19 protein-coding genes are annotated in these 15031 nt (G+C 70.0%); 12 read left to right on the top strand and 7 right to left on the bottom strand.

The window, feature by feature from the left end; genetic code table 11:
- Positions 1–15: 15 nt before the first annotated feature.
- Entirely contained in the window at positions 16–537 is a 522-nt protein-coding gene (locus QFZ27_RS00710) for a DinB family protein (RefSeq protein ID WP_429224160.1), read from the bottom strand.
- A gap of 190 nt (positions 538–727) precedes the next feature.
- On the opposite strand from QFZ27_RS00710, the gene QFZ27_RS00705 reads away from it, so the two are divergent.
- On the top strand, positions 728–1003 hold the full coding sequence (locus tag QFZ27_RS00705; RefSeq protein WP_429224159.1) for an AbrB/MazE/SpoVT family DNA-binding domain-containing protein: 276 nt from the start codon (positions 728–730) through the stop codon (positions 1001–1003).
- A 43-nt stretch (positions 1004–1046) separates the two neighbouring features.
- Here QFZ27_RS00705 and QFZ27_RS00700 read toward each other — a convergent pair whose 3' ends face one another.
- Together QFZ27_RS00700 and QFZ27_RS00695 are read right to left on the bottom strand one after the other, a co-directional pair.
- Complete coding sequence (locus QFZ27_RS00700) at positions 1047–1289, bottom strand: hypothetical protein (RefSeq protein WP_429224158.1); 243 nt, start codon at positions 1287–1289, stop codon at positions 1047–1049.
- 13 nt (positions 1290–1302) lie between these two features.
- Positions 1303–2067 carry a methyltransferase domain-containing protein gene (locus QFZ27_RS00695; protein ID WP_429224157.1) on the bottom strand — a complete coding sequence of 255 codons (765 nt, stop codon included), beginning with the start codon at positions 2065–2067 and terminating at the stop codon, positions 1303–1305.
- A gap of 144 nt (positions 2068–2211) precedes the next feature.
- Here QFZ27_RS00695 and rpmH point away from each other — a divergent pair, with 144 nt between their 5' ends.
- From rpmH to argB, 6 genes are all read left to right on the top strand, one after another.
- Complete coding sequence (gene rpmH / locus QFZ27_RS00690; protein ID WP_138887974.1) at positions 2212–2346, top strand: 50S ribosomal protein L34; 135 nt, start codon at positions 2212–2214, stop codon at positions 2344–2346.
- A 94-nt stretch (positions 2347–2440) separates the two neighbouring features.
- A complete protein-coding gene (gene rnpA / locus QFZ27_RS00685) occupies positions 2441–2881 on the top strand; it encodes a ribonuclease P protein component (RefSeq protein WP_429224156.1) in 441 nt (146 codons plus the stop codon).
- A complete protein-coding gene (yidD, locus tag QFZ27_RS00680) occupies positions 2878–3165 on the top strand; it encodes a membrane protein insertion efficiency factor YidD (RefSeq protein WP_429224155.1) in 288 nt (95 codons plus the stop codon). Before rnpA ends, yidD begins: the two co-directional genes overlap by 4 nt.
- Positions 3166–3228: 63 nt before the next feature.
- Positions 3229–5070: a membrane protein insertase YidC gene (gene yidC, locus QFZ27_RS00675; RefSeq protein ID WP_429224154.1), complete on the top strand. Its 1842-nt coding sequence runs from the start codon at positions 3229–3231 to the stop codon at positions 5068–5070.
- Positions 5067–5729 carry a ribosome biogenesis GTP-binding protein YihA/YsxC gene (yihA, locus tag QFZ27_RS00670; protein ID WP_429224153.1) on the top strand — a complete coding sequence of 221 codons (663 nt, stop codon included), beginning with the start codon at positions 5067–5069 and terminating at the stop codon, positions 5727–5729. Before yidC ends, yihA begins: the two co-directional genes overlap by 4 nt.
- A gap of 167 nt (positions 5730–5896) precedes the next feature.
- Positions 5897–6811: an acetylglutamate kinase gene (gene argB, locus QFZ27_RS00665; RefSeq protein ID WP_429224152.1), complete on the top strand. Its 915-nt coding sequence runs from the start codon at positions 5897–5899 to the stop codon at positions 6809–6811.
- Positions 6812–6963: 152 nt separating this feature from the next.
- On the opposite strand, the gene QFZ27_RS00660 is transcribed toward argB, so the two are convergent.
- Entirely contained in the window at positions 6964–8187 is a 1224-nt protein-coding gene (locus tag QFZ27_RS00660) for a Zn-dependent hydrolase (RefSeq protein ID WP_429224151.1), read from the bottom strand.
- A gap of 93 nt (positions 8188–8280) precedes the next feature.
- Positions 8281–9099: a hypothetical protein gene (locus tag QFZ27_RS00655; protein WP_429224150.1), complete on the bottom strand. Its 819-nt coding sequence runs from the start codon at positions 9097–9099 to the stop codon at positions 8281–8283.
- A 129-nt stretch (positions 9100–9228) separates the two neighbouring features.
- Between QFZ27_RS00655 and QFZ27_RS00650 the strand changes: the two genes are divergently transcribed.
- The 4 genes from QFZ27_RS00650 to QFZ27_RS00635 all read left to right on the top strand — a co-directional run bounded on the left by QFZ27_RS00650 (position 9229) and on the right by QFZ27_RS00635 (position 12707).
- Positions 9229–10356 carry an iron-containing alcohol dehydrogenase gene (locus QFZ27_RS00650; protein ID WP_429224149.1) on the top strand — a complete coding sequence of 376 codons (1128 nt, stop codon included), beginning with the start codon at positions 9229–9231 and terminating at the stop codon, positions 10354–10356.
- A gap of 272 nt (positions 10357–10628) precedes the next feature.
- Positions 10629–11717: a DmpA family aminopeptidase gene (locus QFZ27_RS00645; RefSeq protein WP_429224148.1), complete on the top strand. Its 1089-nt coding sequence runs from the start codon at positions 10629–10631 to the stop codon at positions 11715–11717.
- 56 nt (positions 11718–11773) lie between these two features.
- Positions 11774–12277, top strand: a complete 504-nt coding sequence (locus QFZ27_RS00640) for an SH3 domain-containing protein (RefSeq protein ID WP_429224147.1) — start codon at positions 11774–11776, stop codon at positions 12275–12277.
- Between the two features lie 97 nt (positions 12278–12374).
- Positions 12375–12707: a hypothetical protein gene (locus QFZ27_RS00635; protein ID WP_429224146.1), complete on the top strand. Its 333-nt coding sequence runs from the start codon at positions 12375–12377 to the stop codon at positions 12705–12707.
- A 100-nt stretch (positions 12708–12807) separates the two neighbouring features.
- Here QFZ27_RS00635 and pyrF read toward each other — a convergent pair whose 3' ends face one another.
- Complete coding sequence (gene pyrF, locus QFZ27_RS00630) at positions 12808–13635, bottom strand: orotidine-5'-phosphate decarboxylase (RefSeq protein ID WP_429224145.1); 828 nt, start codon at positions 13633–13635, stop codon at positions 12808–12810.
- 97 nt (positions 13636–13732) lie between these two features.
- On the opposite strand from pyrF, the gene QFZ27_RS00625 reads away from it, so the two are divergent.
- On the top strand, positions 13733–14617 hold the full coding sequence (locus tag QFZ27_RS00625; protein ID WP_429224144.1) for a LysR substrate-binding domain-containing protein: 885 nt from the start codon (positions 13733–13735) through the stop codon (positions 14615–14617).
- Between the two features lie 45 nt (positions 14618–14662).
- On the opposite strand, the gene trxA is transcribed toward QFZ27_RS00625, so the two are convergent.
- Complete coding sequence (trxA, locus tag QFZ27_RS00620; RefSeq protein WP_138887962.1) at positions 14663–14983, bottom strand: thioredoxin TrxA; 321 nt, start codon at positions 14981–14983, stop codon at positions 14663–14665.
- Between the last annotated feature and the right edge of the window lie 48 nt (positions 14984–15031).

Here is a 15031-nt window from a genome sequence, read left to right as displayed (position 1 = left end):
CTCCGGAGCAGGCGCCTATTTCGCCAGGGCCGCCACACCGGGCCGGTGGAGATAACTGGTGAAGGTGTCGCGGAACACGCTCTCGCGCCGCAGCGCGATCGGCATCTGCGACAGGATCTGACCCGCCTGGCCGCGGTGATACCCGCCATGGGCGATCACATGGGCCAGCATCTCCTCGCGCGACATCCGCCCGGGCGCGCCGTCGGTGAAGGTGAACGCGATCACCTCGCCGAGCTCGTCCGGGCTCAGTCGCGCGGCGTAGTCGACATACCAGCGGTCGGTGTCCCGGATGGCGGCCGACAGCTCGTCCAGCGCCGGGGCGTGGTCGGGTTCGTTGTCACTGTAGCCGTGCGCGAGCTTCTGCAGGTTGGCGGCGAAAATGCGGTCGACGATATGGGTGTGATTGAGGATCAGGATGGCCGAATGCCGTTCCGCCTGGAGGGTCTCGCCATCCAGGGAGGCCATGGCGGTCAGCAGCCGGTCATTCGCCCAGGCCTTGTATTGGAACAGTGATGTCAGGAGCGATTGCGTCGTCATCGTGGTCTGTCCGTGACTTGCGTGGAAGATCTGCAGCCATGCCGACTCGGTCGGACGCCACCCGTCGTTAGTCTTGCGCCGATCCTGCTGGAGGTCAAAGCGGGAGGGCCGGGCCGCGGGACAAGCGCTTGAAGCCGGTGCCGTCACTTCCTAATCTTGCGACCGTCTTACTTGCTGGAATGCGAGCCTGATGGCCGGCGCGGATCAGTTCACGACCACCCTTTCCACCAAGGGGCAGGTGATCCTGCCCAGCGCCATCCGCCGGCGGCGGGAGTGGCGGGCGGGAACGCGGCTGCTGGTCGAGGAAACGCCCGAAGGCGTGCTGTTGCGGCCCGCCCCGGCCTTTCCGGAGACGCGGCCCGAGGATGTGTTCGGCTCACTTCCCTATCACGGCGAGCCGAAGTCGCTGGAGGAGATGGACGCCGGCGTGCTCGCCGAGGCCAGGCGGCGGAATGCTCGCGATTGATACCAATCTGATCGTCCATGACTTGACTGGCGACTATCCCAATCTACTCGCCGATCTGCGCGAGTTGCCTGTCGGCATCCCAGCCTCGAGGCGGCCCCCTGTCGCTCCACCAGCGCTTGCCTCCGGCGATCCATCGCATCCGGAGTTCGAGGTGGCTGGTCGTGGCATCGTCGTAGCCGAACTCGATTCCGCAGCACGGACAGATGTCGAACGACGCGCAACCATGCTTGTCATAGGGCGCTCCTTCGAGCCCGGGGAAGCCGCAGACAGGGCAGGCGAAGCTCATCCGGCCGTCCCGCTCAAGCCCCCACCCGGGCCAGCAGCAGCAGGCGGCGGAAGGGGAACAGGGTGCTGCCGTCCGGCTGCGGCGGATAGGCCTGGGCCAGACGGGCGGCATAGGTGGCGATGAAGGCGTCGAGCTCCGGCCCCGACAGCGCCGCCATCACCGGCAAGAGGGCCGTGCCGCGCACCCAGTGCAGCACCGGGTTGTCGCCCTTCAGCACATGCAGGTATTCGGTCTCCCAGATGTCGAGCGCGGCGGTGCGCGGCGCCAACAGGTCGTAATAGGCGGCCGGGGTGCCGACCGGCGGGCGGCGCAGCGGGATCCGGCCCGCCCAGGGTGCTTCCGACGCCAGCGCCCGCATCAGCACATGGCTCGGCGCGTCGAAATTGCGCGGCATCTGCACCGCCAGCACGCCGCCGGGGGCCAGGAAGGACAGCAGCCGCGGGACCAGCGCCTCATGCCCGTCCAGCCATTGCAGCGCGGCGTTGGAGAAGATCAGGTCGACCGGCTCCTGCGGCGCCCAGTCGGCGATGTCGCCCTCGACCCAGTCCAGGTCCGGATGGGTCGCCCGCGCCTCGCGCAGGGCGTTGCGGTCGCGGTCGAGGCCGGTGACCGCGGCGCGCGGCCAGCGTTCGGCCAGCTGGGCCGCCAGCGCGCCGGTGCCGCAGCCGAGGTCGACGATCCGTCGCGCCGCGATGTCCGGCAGCCGGGTGATGAGGTCGAGCCCGGGCTGCAGCCGCGGGCCGGCGAATTTCAGGGTGTGGGTCGGATTCCATGCCATAAGGCAATCTACCGGAAGACATGCCCCCAGCGCATCCCCACTCGAACCGCGGGCGGATCGATTGACTCGGGCGCCATGCGTGCCTATAACCCGCCACCGTTTTGCGTCCGGAAGGGCGCAGTAGAGCCATCCGGAGTTCCGATCGTGAAGAGAACCTTTCAGCCCAGCAAGCTGGTGCGCGCGCGCCGCCATGGTTTCCGCGCCCGCATGGCGACCGTCGGCGGCCGCCGCGTGCTGTCCAATCGTCGCGCCAAGGGCCGGAAGCGCCTCTCCGCGTAATCCGGCTCCGGCAGATTTGCCTCGGCAAATCTGCTGACTGTAAGCATGGGCAGGATTTCCGTTCCGTAAATCCTGCCTGGGCCGGGGTGACCGGATGCGCGTCCGCCTTGACGATCCTTCCCTGATCCGCCTCGGCCGGCTGAAGAAGCGGGCCGAGTTTTTGGCTGTGGCCGGCACGCGCCGCAAATGGGCGCAGCCGGGCGTGATCGTCCAACTGCGCCGCTGGGACGAGGCCGGGGCCGATGCCGAGGCGACCGCCGGCTGCGACCTGCGCGTCGGCTACACTGCCAGCCGCAAGGTCGGCAATTCGGTCGCCCGCAACCGGGCACGCCGCCGCCTGCGCGCCGCCGCTGCCGAAGTGCTGGGCCGCCGGGCGGCGCCGGGCCTCGATCTGGTGCTGATCGCCCGCGGCGAGACCATCCGCCGGCCCTTCGCCGATCTGGTCGCCGATCTCGACCGCGCGCTGCAGAAGCTGGGGGCGGTGCGCCCGACGCCAGGAGTCGAAGGGGCGGAGGCGGGCGGGGCCGCGGCATGAGCCCGCTGGCCCATGCGATGCGCGCCCTGGTGATCGGCTACCGCTACAGCCTGTCGGCGCTGATCGGACGCCAGTGCCGCTTCGCGCCCACTTGCTCCGCCTATGCGATCGAGGCTATTGAGCGGCACGGTGCGATCGCCGGGGGCTGGCTGGCCCTGCGGCGCATCGCGCGTTGCCACCCCTGGGGTGGGTCGGGGTATGACCCCGTGCCCGACACCCTGACCGCCGGTGAACCCGGCCGTGACGCCTGCTGCGGCGGTGCGGCCCGGCCCACCGACAAATGACCGTATTCGACTGACCGGCCGGCCAGATTTAGGGGCAGAGGCCGGGACCGGAGCCCTGATGCGATGACCGACCAGAAGAACCTGATCCTGGCGATCGCCCTTTCGCTGGCCATCCTTCTCGGCTTCCAGTTCCTGTTCCCGTCGGCGAAGCCCACCGCCCCGTCGGGTCAGCAGCAGCCCACCACCGCCGCCACCACCTCGACCGCCTCGCCCCAGGCCCCGACCGCGATCGGCACTGCGGCCCAGGCGCCGATGGACCGTGCCCAGGCGCTGGCCCAGACCGGCCGGGTCAGGATCGAGGCGCCGCGCGTGCACGGCTCGATCAACCTGACCGGCGGCCGGATCGACGACGTCACCCTGCGCGACTACCGCGAGACGGTCGACCCGAACAGCCCGGAGATCGTGCTGCTGACGCCGCTGGGCGGCCCGTCTCCCTACTACGCCGACTACGGCTGGGCGCCGGCCGATCCCTCGGTCGTGGTGCCGGGCGCGAACACGGTCTGGACCGCCGACCGCCAGACGCTGACCGCGGACACGCCGGTGGTGCTGCGCTGGGACAACGGCCAGGGTCTGGTGTTCGAACGCACCATCTCGATCGACGCGAACTACATGTTCACCGTGGTCCAGCGGGTCGTGAACAACACCGACAAGCCGGTGCAGCTCGCCTCCTACGGCCGGGTGCTGCGCTTCGGCACGCCGGTGACCCAGGGCTACTACGTGCTGCATGAAGGCCCCTACGGCGTGTTCAACGGCACTCTGGAGGAGAAGACCTACAAGGACATCCAGGACGACAAGGCGGTCCGGAACAGCACCACTGGCGGCTGGCTCGGCTTCACCGACAAATACTGGCTGGCCGCGCTGATCCCGGACCAGTCGGTCAAGGTCGACACCCAGTTCCTGCACCAGTCGGACGGCGGTGGCCGCTACCTCGCGACCTATCAGGCCGAGCCGCAGACGGTGGCCCCGGGCCAGGCCGTGGAATCGACCGGCCGGCTGTTCGCCGGCGCCAAGGAAGTCGACCTGATCGGCAGCTATCACGAGACGCTGAACATCACCAAGTTCGACTTCGCCATCGATTTCGGCTGGTTCTGGTTCCTGACCAAGCCGTTCTTCAAGATCCTGGCCTGGATCCACAGCGTCGTCGGCAATTTCGGCGTCGCGATCCTGATCTTCACCCTGGCGCTGAAGCTGCTGTTCTACCCGCTGGCGGACAAGTCCTACCGCTCGATGGCGAAGATGAAGGCGCTGCAGCCGGAGATGGTGAAGCTGCGCGAGCGCTTCGCCGACGACAAGGCGAAGCAGCAGCAGGAGCTGATGGCGCTGTACAAGCGCGAGAAGGTCAACCCGGCCGCCGGCTGCCTGCCGATCATCATCCAGATCCCGGTGTTCTTTGCACTGTACAAGGTGCTGCTGGTCACCATCGAGATGCGGCACGCGCCGTTCTTCGGCTGGATGCACGACCTGTCGGCGCCCGACCCGACCACGGTGTTCAACCTGTTCGGCCTGATCCCCTGGTCGCCGCCGGCGATGCTGATGATCGGCGCCGCGCCCATCATCATGGGCATCACCATGTTCCTGCAGCAGAAGCTGAACCCGGCGCCGGCCGATCCGGTCCAGGCCAAGGTGTTCATGCTGCTGCCGATCGTGTTCACCTTCATGCTGGCGCATTTCCCGGTCGGCCTGGTGATCTACTGGGCCTGGAACAACACACTGACGATCCTGCAGCAGTGGTCGATCATGAAGCGCATGCATGTGAAGATCTCGGGCGGAATGGAGGAGGGGGCCGAAGCGCCGGCCGCCCTGCCGCCCTCGGTCACCCGCAAGAAGAACGGCGACGGCGCCGCCAAGGCGCCGGCCACGCCGAAGGCGCCCGGCCCCCGCAAGCCGGCGGGTCGAAAGGGGTGACGGAACTGCAGCCTGCCGAGCGGGAGGCATTCGGGCCGGAGGCGATCGAGGCGGGGCGGCTGCTGTTCGCGCAGGAGTGCCGCTTCACCTGGGGCTCAGCCGCGCTGACCGACCTGCCGCCCGCGGGCCTGCCGGAGATCGCCTTCGCCGGCCGCTCCAATGTCGGCAAGTCCAGCCTGGTCAACGCCCTGACCGGGCGGAAGACCCTGGCCCGTATCAGCCACACCCCGGGCCGCACCCAGCAGCTCAACTTCTTCGACCTCGGCGGCCGGCTGTCGCTGGTCGACCTGCCGGGCTATGGCTACGCCAAGGTGTCGAAGTCGCTGTCCCATGGCTGGACCGAGACGCTGAAGGGTTATCTGCGCGGCCGGGCGACGCTGCGCCGGGCCCTGGTGCTGGTCGACGGCCGGCACGGCATCAAGGACTCGGACGCCGAGATCCTGAAGCTGCTCGACGACACCGCCGTCGCCACCCAGGTGGTGCTGACCAAGATGGACAAGGTCGGCAAGGGCGAGCGCGAGCGCCGGATCCCGGAGGTCGAGGCCGAGCTGAAGCGCCATCCCGCCGCCTTCCCGAAGGTGTTCCTGACCAGCAGCGACAGCGGCGAGGGCATCGCCGAGCTGCGCGCCTTCCTGACCGAGATCGCCAAGAACGGCTGACCGCGGTTGATCGCAGCCGCGCGCTGGGGCATGAGAAGGGCGCCGGCAACCGCCCGTGTCGCTTCGCGACACGAATATTTAAGATGCTGCTGCGATTCAGCTTCGGAATTCTATGGCACGACGTGCCACAGAATTCCGAACCATCGCAGCAGCAGGATTCGAGCCCGATGACCAAGCCCTTCGCCGCCCCGCCCAACCTGCCCGCCGCCTCGCTCGACAAGGCCCACACCCTGGTCGAGGCGCTGCCCTTCATGCGCCGCTACGCCGGCGCCACCTTCGTCATCAAATACGGCGGCAACGCCATGGGCGACGACTCGCTGACCGAGAGCTTCGCCCGCGACGTCGTGCTGCTGAAGCAGGTCGGCATCAACCCGGTGGTGGTGCATGGCGGCGGCCCGCAGATCGGCGCGATGCTGGAGCGGCTGAACATCAAGTCGGAATTCGTCGACGGGCTGCGCGTCACCGACCGCAACACCGTCGACGTGGTCGAGATGGTGCTGTCCGGCAACATCAACAAATCGATCGTCTCGGCCATCCAGTCGGTCGGCGGCAAGGCGGTCGGCGTCTCCGGCAAGGATGGCGGCCTGATCTCGGCCCGCAAGCTGCAGCGCACCAAGCGCGACCCCGACAGCAACATCGAGCGCATCCTCGATCTCGGCTTCGTCGGCGAGCCGGCGGCGGTGAACCCGGAGATCCTCGAGGCGTTCGAGGACAGCGACTTCATCCCGGTGATCGCGCCGATCGGCGTCGGCCCGCGCGGCGAGAGCTACAACATCAACGCCGATACCGCCGCCGGTGCCATCGCCGCGGCGCTGAACGCCACCCGCTTCTTCCTGCTGACCGACGTCGCCGGTGTGCTCGACAAGGACAAGAAGCTGATCCAGGAGCTGCCGCTGGCACGGGCGCGCGAGCTGATGACCGACGGCACCATCTCCGGCGGCATGATCCCGAAGCTAGAGACCTGCATCTCGGCGGTCGAGCAGGGGGTCGAGGGCGCGGTGATCATGGACGGCCGGGTGCCGCACGCCGTGCTGCTGGAGGTCTTCACCGAAGGCGGCATCGGGACGTTGATCCGGGCGTAGTGCCAGCGGCCTTTGAGATCGTCTCCACAGCCTTTTTTCGTTATGGCGAGCCCCGTAGGGGCGTGGCCATCCAGGGCCGCTCGGACCACCGGCCCCTGGATGGCCACGTTGCTACGCTCCTCGCCATGACGGTTTAATGTTTTGGTCCGCGGCTACGCCTGCAGACCCACCAACTTCGCCACAACGTCCAGCAGCACGTCGGCGCCGGCCGCCAGCTGCTCGGGCTCGGTGAACTCCGCCGGGTTGTGGCTGATGCCGCCGCGGCTGGGCACGAAGATCATCGCCGAGGTCGCGATCCGGGCGATCATCTGGGCGTCGTGGCCGGCGCCGGAGGTGATGCGCCGCCAGCGATGGCCGCGCCGCTCGGCCGCCTCGGCGACCAGCTGCACCAGCGCCGGGTCGAACCGCACCGGGCTGAACCGGGCCAGTCGCTCGGTCGCGACCTCTACCCCCTCCGCCGCCAGCGTTTCGAGAAAGCCGGCCAGCGCGGCTTCGGCCGCCTGCAGCCGCTCCTCGTCAGGATCGCGCAGGTCGACGGTGAACACGGCGCGGGACGGGATCACGTTGATCGCGTCCGGCTCCAGCCGCAGCGACCCGACCGTGGCCAGCGTGCCGGCATCGGCCACCCGATCGCGCAGATGGGCGATGACCCGGGCGGCGGCCAGGCCGGCGTCGCGGCGGGCGGCGATCGGCGTGGTGCCGGCATGGTTGGCGGTGCCGGTCAGTGTGACGCGCTGCCAGGAGATGCCCTGCAGCGAATCGACGGCGCCGATCGCCAGACCCTCCGCTTCCAGCACCGGGCCCTGCTCGATATGCAGCTCCAGGTAGCAGGCCGGCCGGATCGATCCGGGCTCCAGGTCGCCGGCATAGCCGATCCGGGCCAGCTCCTCGCCCAGCACGGCGCCGTCGGTGCCGACCGCGGTCAAAGCGGCGTCGAGGTCCAGCCCGCCGGCATGGACCAGCGATCCCATCATGTCGGGCTGGAACCGCACCCCCTCCTCATTGGTGAAGGCGGCGACCGCGATCGGCCGCGCCGGCGCCACGCCTGCCTCCCGCAGCGCCTCGATCACCGCCAGCCCTGCCAGAACGCCGTAGCAGCCGTCATAGATGCCGGCGTCGATCACCGTGTCGATATGCGACCCGATCATCACCGGGTCGGCGCTGCCCGCCGCCGGCCAGAGGCCAAAGATGTTGCCGATGCGGTCGACCCGTACCTCCAGCCCGGCCTCGCGCATCCAGCCCGCCAGCAGGTCGCGGCCTTCGCGGTCGGCATCGGTCAGCGCCAGCCGGGTCGGCCCGCCGGACGGGCCGCGGCCGACCGTACCCAGAATCTGCAGCCGGTCCATCAGGCGGGCATGGTCGAGGACGGAGGTCATGGCGGGATCCGGGATCGTTGCCGCGGCAGCATATCGTCGGCCGGGATCGATCGGTTTGCGTATTGCGTCGGGCCGCGCAAAGCCTTTGCGCCGTCAGGGCGTGATCTGCAGATGCAGATGGTCGTCATGCCGGGCGGCGCGGCAGCCCTGGAAGCGCAGCAGCGGCGAGGACAGGCCGAGGCGGTGGACCAGATGCGGCTCCAGCAGGATCTTCTCCAGCCCGAAGCGCGGCCCCTCTTCCAGCAGCCACGCCAGGGCCGCCCGGGTCCGCTCCGGCTCCAGCGGCCGGTCGGGGTACATCCCCTGCAGCAGGCCCATGTCCCAGCGCAGCGTCGGCCAGCGCGGCTCGATGCAAGGCTGCGGGTCGTCCGGTCCCGGCTGCTCGAAGGTCCAGTAGCCGACCGGCGAGCGCAAAGAGCCCGGCCGATAGGCGCCGCCAGGATCGGCATAGAAGAAGGCGAGGTCCAGCTTGCGGCCGTCGTCATGCGACAGGTGCGGCGCCAGCGGCATGCCGTCGAGGAACGGGAAATTGGCGTCCAGATATAGCGTGACGGTGCCCGGATACGCCTGCTCCATGGCGGCGGCGAGGGCATCGAGCAGCGGCACCAGCCGCGGGTCGACATAGTTGCGGTTCAGCAGGCAGTACAGCGGGCTGCCGGTGGCAACCGGGCGGCCGGGCTCGGCCCGGCAGGGCAGGGGCACCCGCCCGGCCAGCGCCGCGAGGGGCGGAATCACCACCAGGGTCGCGGCGGAATACAGGATGGCGAAGAGCGCGAGGACCGCGAGGCCGCGCAGCGAGCCCTTCGGCAGCAGGGCGCGGCCCAGCAGCCAGGCGAGGATCAGCACCGCGCCGCCGACTTGGCTGAGGACCGTCAGGAGAAGGACGGCCGATAGGAAGGCCAAGCGCCGCATGCGATGCACTCGGGACTCGGGGTAGCGACAGGGACAGCCTAGCGGGTCGCAGGGCGAAGATCTTCCACGGCTTCCGGTGCCGGGCGGCATCCTCTAGGGTTCCTCCGATCTCCGCAGAAGGACCGCACGATGGCCGACACCATCACCTACCTGACCACCACCCGCTTCGGCGCGGGCGCGGTCGAGCTGCTGCCGCAGGAGCTGGCCGAGCTCGGCATTCGCAAGCCGCTGCTGGTCACCGATCCGGGCATCGCCCGGCTGCCGCTGCTCGACCGGGTGCGCCGGATGCTGCCGGCGGAGCACGCGCTGTTCACCGAGACCCCGGGCAACCCGACCGAGGCGGCGGTCGACGCGGCCTTCGACGCCTTCCGGCACGGCGCCTGCGACGGGCTGGTGGCGCTCGGCGGCGGCTCGGCCATGGACCTGGCCAAGGCGGTCGCCCTGCGCGCCACCCATGCCGGGCAGCTGGCCGAATACGCGCTGATCGAGGGCGGCGCCGGCCGCATCGGCCCAGTGGTGCCGTTGATCGCGGTCCCGACCACCGCCGGCACCGGCAGCGAGGTCGGGCGCGGCGCCCTGATCACCCTGCGCGACGGCCGCAAGCTGGCGCTGATCAGCGGGCATCTGATTCCGGCCCGCGCCATCTGCGACCCCGAGCTGACGCTCGGCCTGCCGCCGCTGTTGACCGCCGCGACCGGCATGGACGCGCTGACCCATTGCATCGAGACCTTCCTGTCGCCGCGCTACAACCCGCCGGCCGATGCCATCGCGCTGGACGGCGCCGGCCGGGCCATGCGCTTCCTGCCGCGGGCGGTGGCCGATGGGGGCGACCGCGAGGCGAGAGCCGAGATGATGATGGCGGCGCTGCAGGGGGGCCTGACCTTCCAGAAGGGGCTGGGCGCGGTGCACGGCCTGTCGCATGCGCTCGGCGCCATCCCCGACCCGGTGCTGCATCACGGCACGCTGAACGCCGTGATCCTGCCGGCGGTGCTGCGCTTCAACGCCCCGGCGGCGGCCGCGAAATATCCGCTGCTGGCCCGCGCCATGGGGCTGGCGGAGGAGGCCGATCTCGCCGCCGCGATCGAGGATCTCAATGCCCGGATCGGCCTGCCGAAGAGCCTGCGCGAGATGGGCGTGACCGAGGCGCATCGCGACCGCGCGGTCGCCGGCGCCGTGGCCGACCACTCCACCGCCAGCAACGCCCGGCCGGTGTCGCGGGCCGATTACGAGGCGCTGTTCGACGCCGCGCTAGGGTGAGGCCGGGTCCGTTGCGCTTACAAGATAGGCAAATTCCAACGGCGCATACATGGCGGGCAAAATTTTTCAAGGGGGTGGGAACCTCCCCCCTGGCAAGGGGTTCTAGGGGTGCACGTCCGCATCGTGCATGAACCTCCCTGTTCAACTCGGGCCGGCCATCGGGTCGGCCCTTTTCTTTGTCCCATACACCCCAATCGGGGCGTAGATCGCACCCGCCCGGCCTGTTACCCAGGACGCGGGGGGTTAAGCTCCGGTGATACGGCGAGGGTGGGATGGCGCGCGCGAGGCTGCGGGATCTGGGGCTGTCGATCGGCACGCTGCCGCCCGGCCCGAAGAACGGCATCACCGATGTCCCCGGCGTGCTGGTCGGCCAGGTCACCCTGGTCGAGGAGACGCCGCATGTCATCCGCACCGGCATCACCGCGATCGTGCCGCAGGACGGCGAGATCTGGCGCCGCAACCTGTTCGCCGCCGGCCATGTGCTGAACGGCAACAGCGAGGTCACCGGCCTGACCTGGATCAACGAGTTCGGCCTGTTGTGCGGCCCGCTGTCCCTGACCGGCACCTTCTCGATCGGCGCGGTGCACGAGGGCATGGTCGATGCCGAGGTGACGCTGGCCACCGGCGCCGATTTCAAGATGCCGGTGGTGTCCGAGACCTATGACGGCTGGCTGTCCGAGAGCGAGCATTTCGTGGTGCGGCCGCATCACGCGCTGGAGGCGCTGCGCCGCGCCACCGCCGAACCGGTGGCCGAGGGCTGCGCCGGCGGCGGCACCGGCACCAACGCGCATGAGTTCAAGGCCGGCACCGGCACCGCCTCCCGCATCGTCGCCCAGGGCGGCGACAGCTGGACCGTCGGCATCCTGGTGCAGACCAATTACGGCGACCGCGACCGGCTGCTGCTCGACGGCGTACCGGTCGGGCGCGAGATCCCGGTCACCGACGTGCCCAGCTGCTTCGCCCAGCGCCGGGTCGAAGGCTCGATCCTGGTCGTGGTCGCCACCGACGCGCCGCTGTTCCCGCACCAGCTCAAGCGGCTGGCGCAGCGCGCCGGGCTGGGCCTGGCCCGCTGCGGCGGCCTGGGCTGGCCGGGCAGCGGCGACGTGTTCATCGCCTTCTCCACCGGCAACGATCTCGGCCAGGCCACCGATACCAGCCGGACGCTGCCCTATGACAAGCTGCGCATGCTGCCGGATTTCGCGCTGCAGCCGCTGATGGCGGCGGTGGTCGAGGCGACGGAGGAGGCGATCTGGAACTCGCTCTGCGCTGCCGAGACCACCAAGGGACGCCAAGGCCGGGTCAGCCACGCCCTGCCGGTCGAGCGGCTGCCCGGGATCATGCGCCGCTACGGACGCACTTGACGGCGGCGGCGACCGGGATTCTTGTGTCGGCATCGACCGCCGCCGCCCAGGGATCCATGCGCCGATCCATCGCCGCCCTCCTCTTCGTCCTCAGCGCAGCCGCGCCGCTGGTGGCCCATGCCGCCGGCAGCGGCCAGCCGGTGCCGCGATTCGTCTCGCTGCGGTCGGATGAGGTGAACCTCCGCACCGGGCCGGGCGAGCGCTATCCGGTCGAATGGGTGGTCAGCAAGAAGGGCCTGCCGGTCGAGGTGATCGCGGAGTTCGACACCTGGCGCCGGGTGCGCGACTGGGAGGGGATCGAGGGCTGGGTCCACCAGGCCCTGCTGACCCGCCGGCGCAGCCTGGTGGTCACCGGCAAGGAGGACCAGCCGATCTACAACGAGCCCGGCGAGAGCTCCGGCCTGATGGCGAAGGCCGAGCCCGGGGTGATCGGCTCGCTGCTGCGCTGCCCGGGCGACGGGGCGCAGGCCGACTGGTGCTATGTCGACCTCAAGGGCTATCGCGGCTGGATGCGCCGGGCCTCTTTCTGGGGCGCCTATCCGGGCGAGAAGGTGGAGTAGGGCGGCGCCTGCCTTTCGTTCGCCACAGGGTGCGTGCGAAGCTCGGGCTCCAGGGGCGGGCCTCGCCGCGGCTCCATCACGATGAACGGAATCAGGAATGCGTCTCTTTCGGATTCACCCGGTCGTTCTGATGCTGTGTGCCGGCCTCGCCGCCTGCCAGGACGGCGGCTATGGGCAGCCGCAGGCATCGAACGAGCCGGTCTACCAGATCTATCCGAATCCGGACGATCCGGACTCCGTGCCCGTCTATGTGCCGCAGAGCCAGCTTCACGCCTACTACAACGGCCAGGGCGCCGGGTCGGAGGCGGGCGGTTCCGACGATTCGCAGCAGCAGGCCTATCAGCAGGAGATGATGCGGCAGCAGCAGGAACGCGCGCAGCAGGAGCAGCAGCAGTGGTTCGAGCAGAATTACGGGGCGCCGGGGCAATGACGGGCCGGGGGCCAGCTTAGACGCGGGCCGGTGCGGCCCGACGGAAAAGCCCGCCGGAAGCCGGGCTTTTTTCGAATCGGGACCGTGAGACATCGAGGCGTCACGCTGGCCACGCGGCCTCGCGGCAGCGCAGGATCGCGTCGCGCAGCGCCGCCACGCCCGGCCCCTGGCCGAGGATGGCGCGGGCCACCGAAGGCAGGACCCGCTTGCGCGCGGACCGGAACTTTGCTCCCACCTCGGCCATCTCCGCGCCCTGCGCGCCGATGCCGGGCGCCAGGATCAGGGATTGCGGCAGGCGGTCGAGGATGGCGGCCGGATCGGTCGTCGCGCCGACCACGGCGCCCAGCGCGCCGATGCCAGGCCCCCGGGCCGCGTTGAAGGCGCTGATCTCGTCGGCCAGGGCTTCCGCCACGGTGCGGCCGTCGGGATGGCGGGCCTGCTGCAGCGCGCGCCCCTCCGGGTTCGAGGGCTGCACCACGACGAACACGCCCGTCCCCGTCGCCACGGCCCGGTCGAACACGGGCCGCAGCGCGTCGAATCCCAGATAGGCGCTGACCGTCACCGCGTCGCCGCCGAAGCCGGGTCCGGCCCCGAGCATGGCGGCGGCATAGCCGGCCATGGTTCCGGCCACGTCGCCGCGCTTGGCGTCGATCAGGCACAGCGCCCCCTGGCTGCGGATCTGCGCGACCGCGGCGGCGAGCTCGGCCATGCCCGCCGCGCCGAAGCGTTCGAAGAAGCCGGTCTGCGGCTTGATCACGGCGACGAGGTCGCCCGCCGCCTCCAGCACCGTCCGGCAGAACCGGCGCAGTCCGGCGATGTCGTCGGCCAACCCCCAGCGCCGGAACAGCTCCTCCGACGGGTCGAGGCCGAGACAGAGCGGCGACCGGCGGGCGGAGAGATCGGCAAAGCGCTCGGCGAAACTGGTCATGGCACGGCTCCTGGTTGGATCACTCCTGATTGATCGGGCCTTGGCCGCCGCCGGGCAATCGACTAAGCCGGTCGGGGATGTGAGCTGGAGTCACAGGATGAGGCGTCGGCTGCCGTCGCTGAAGGGCCTGCAGGCCTTCGAGGCCTTCGCCCGCGCCGGGTCCATGGTGCGCGCGGCCGACGAGCTCTGCGTCACCCATGGCGCCGTCAGTCGCCAGATCAAGGCGCTGGAACAGCAGCTCGGCGCGAAGCTGCTGGCCGGGCCGCGGCACGATCTCGCCCTGACACCGGCGGGACAAGAGCTCGCCGCCAGCCTGGCCGCGGCGTTCGACCGGATCGCGGCGGGGCTGCCCGGTACCGGGCCGGGTGAGGAGCTCGTCGTCTCCTCGCCGGGCACCTTCGCCATGAAGTGGCTGATCCCGCGCCTCGCCGGCTTCATCGAAAGCAATCCCGGTATCCAGGTCCGGATCCTCGAGGATGGCGGCACGGCAAGCTTCAGCGGCGTCCAGACCGCAATCCGGCTGCACCGGGGTGCGGCACCGCCCGGCGTCAAGGTGACGCCCTTCCTCGAACACGCCTATGGCCCGGTGCTGTCCCCCGCCCTGTCCGGCGCGGCGGGCCGCGAGGCGGCCCTGCTCCTGCCCAGGCTCCACAGCGAGACCTTCGCGGACGGATGGGCCCGATGGGCCGCGGATGCGGGCGTCGCGCTGCCTTCGCCGTCGGCCGAGCGGTCGTTCGAGCACAATTCCTACATGATCGAGGCGGCGGCCGCCGGCCTGGGGATCGCGGTCACCGCCTGGGCCTTCGCCCAGACCGACATCGAGACCGGCCGGCTGGTCGCGCCCTGGGGCTTCCGGCCCCTGGCGACCCGTTTCACCTGCCTCAGGCCCGCGCTGGCGAGCCATCCCGCGGCGGAGCGCTTCGCTCTCTGGCTTGTGGCGGAAGGCCGCCGGGCGAAGCGGCCTCCGACCGCTGCTCAATGAAAAAGCCCCGCCGAAGCGGGGCTTTCCATCAGGATCGCAGCGGGATCAGAGGTTGCTCTCGACCCAGTCCTGCAGGCTCTTCTTCGGCACGGCGCCGATCTTGGTGGCGGCGACCTGGCCGTCCTTGAACAGCATCAGGGTCGGGATGCCGCGGACGCCGTATTTCGGCGGCGTCATCGGGTTCTCGTCGATGTTCAGCTTGACCACGCTGACCTTGCCGCCCAGCTCGGCGGAGATCTCCTCCAGCGAGGGGCCGATCATCTTGCAGGGGCCGCACCATTCGGCCCAGAAGTCCACCAGGACCGGACCCGAGGCCTTCAGGACGTCGGTTTCGAAGCTGGTATCCGAGACGGGCTTCGTGCTCATGGAAATTCCTTGCCTTAGGGGCGGGACGCCACCTCACCACGTGGAGAT

The sequence above is a fragment of the Inquilinus ginsengisoli genome, from assembly GCF_050434925.1.
In the GTDB taxonomy this organism is placed as follows: Bacteria; Pseudomonadota; Alphaproteobacteria; order DSM-16000; family Inquilinaceae; genus Inquilinus; species Inquilinus ginsengisoli_B.
The sequence above is the reverse complement of the archived record's forward strand: the minus strand, read 5'-3'. Positions and strand labels throughout refer to the sequence as shown.

What these genes read in the sequence shown, in the direction of transcription:
- yidC (WP_429224154.1), top strand. Translation starts at nt 3,229, where the DNA reads ATGACCGACCAGAAGAACCTGATCCTGGCGATCGCCCTTTCGCTGGCC.
- argB (WP_429224152.1), top strand. Translation starts at nt 5,897, where the DNA reads ATGACCAAGCCCTTCGCCGCCCCGCCCAACCTGCCCGCCGCCTCGCTC.
- QFZ27_RS00625 (WP_429224144.1), top strand. Translation starts at nt 13,733, where the DNA reads ATGAGGCGTCGGCTGCCGTCGCTGAAGGGCCTGCAGGCCTTCGAGGCC.
- QFZ27_RS00710 (WP_429224160.1), bottom strand. Translation starts at nt 537, where the DNA reads ATGACGACGCAATCGCTCCTGACATCACTGTTCCAATACAAGGCCTGG.
- QFZ27_RS00660 (WP_429224151.1), bottom strand. Translation starts at nt 8,187, where the DNA reads ATGACCTCCGTCCTCGACCATGCCCGCCTGATGGACCGGCTGCAGATT.
- pyrF (WP_429224145.1), bottom strand. Translation starts at nt 13,635, where the DNA reads ATGACCAGTTTCGCCGAGCGCTTTGCCGATCTCTCCGCCCGCCGGTCG.
- yidD (WP_429224155.1), top strand. Translation starts at nt 2,878, where the DNA reads ATGAGCCCGCTGGCCCATGCGATGCGCGCCCTGGTGATCGGCTACCGC.
- QFZ27_RS00695 (WP_429224157.1), bottom strand. Translation starts at nt 2,067, where the DNA reads ATGGCATGGAATCCGACCCACACCCTGAAATTCGCCGGCCCGCGGCTG.
- QFZ27_RS00655 (WP_429224150.1), bottom strand. Translation starts at nt 9,099, where the DNA reads ATGCGGCGCTTGGCCTTCCTATCGGCCGTCCTTCTCCTGACGGTCCTC.
- QFZ27_RS00700 (WP_429224158.1), bottom strand. Translation starts at nt 1,289, where the DNA reads ATGAGCTTCGCCTGCCCTGTCTGCGGCTTCCCCGGGCTCGAAGGAGCG.
- QFZ27_RS00640 (WP_429224147.1), top strand. Translation starts at nt 11,774, where the DNA reads ATGCGCCGATCCATCGCCGCCCTCCTCTTCGTCCTCAGCGCAGCCGCG.
- QFZ27_RS00635 (WP_429224146.1), top strand. Translation starts at nt 12,375, where the DNA reads ATGCGTCTCTTTCGGATTCACCCGGTCGTTCTGATGCTGTGTGCCGGC.
- trxA (WP_138887962.1), bottom strand. Translation starts at nt 14,983, where the DNA reads ATGAGCACGAAGCCCGTCTCGGATACCAGCTTCGAAACCGACGTCCTG.
- QFZ27_RS00705 (WP_429224159.1), top strand. Translation starts at nt 728, where the DNA reads ATGGCCGGCGCGGATCAGTTCACGACCACCCTTTCCACCAAGGGGCAG.
- rnpA (WP_429224156.1), top strand. Translation starts at nt 2,441, where the DNA reads ATGCGCGTCCGCCTTGACGATCCTTCCCTGATCCGCCTCGGCCGGCTG.
- QFZ27_RS00650 (WP_429224149.1), top strand. Translation starts at nt 9,229, where the DNA reads ATGGCCGACACCATCACCTACCTGACCACCACCCGCTTCGGCGCGGGC.
- QFZ27_RS00645 (WP_429224148.1), top strand. Translation starts at nt 10,629, where the DNA reads ATGGCGCGCGCGAGGCTGCGGGATCTGGGGCTGTCGATCGGCACGCTG.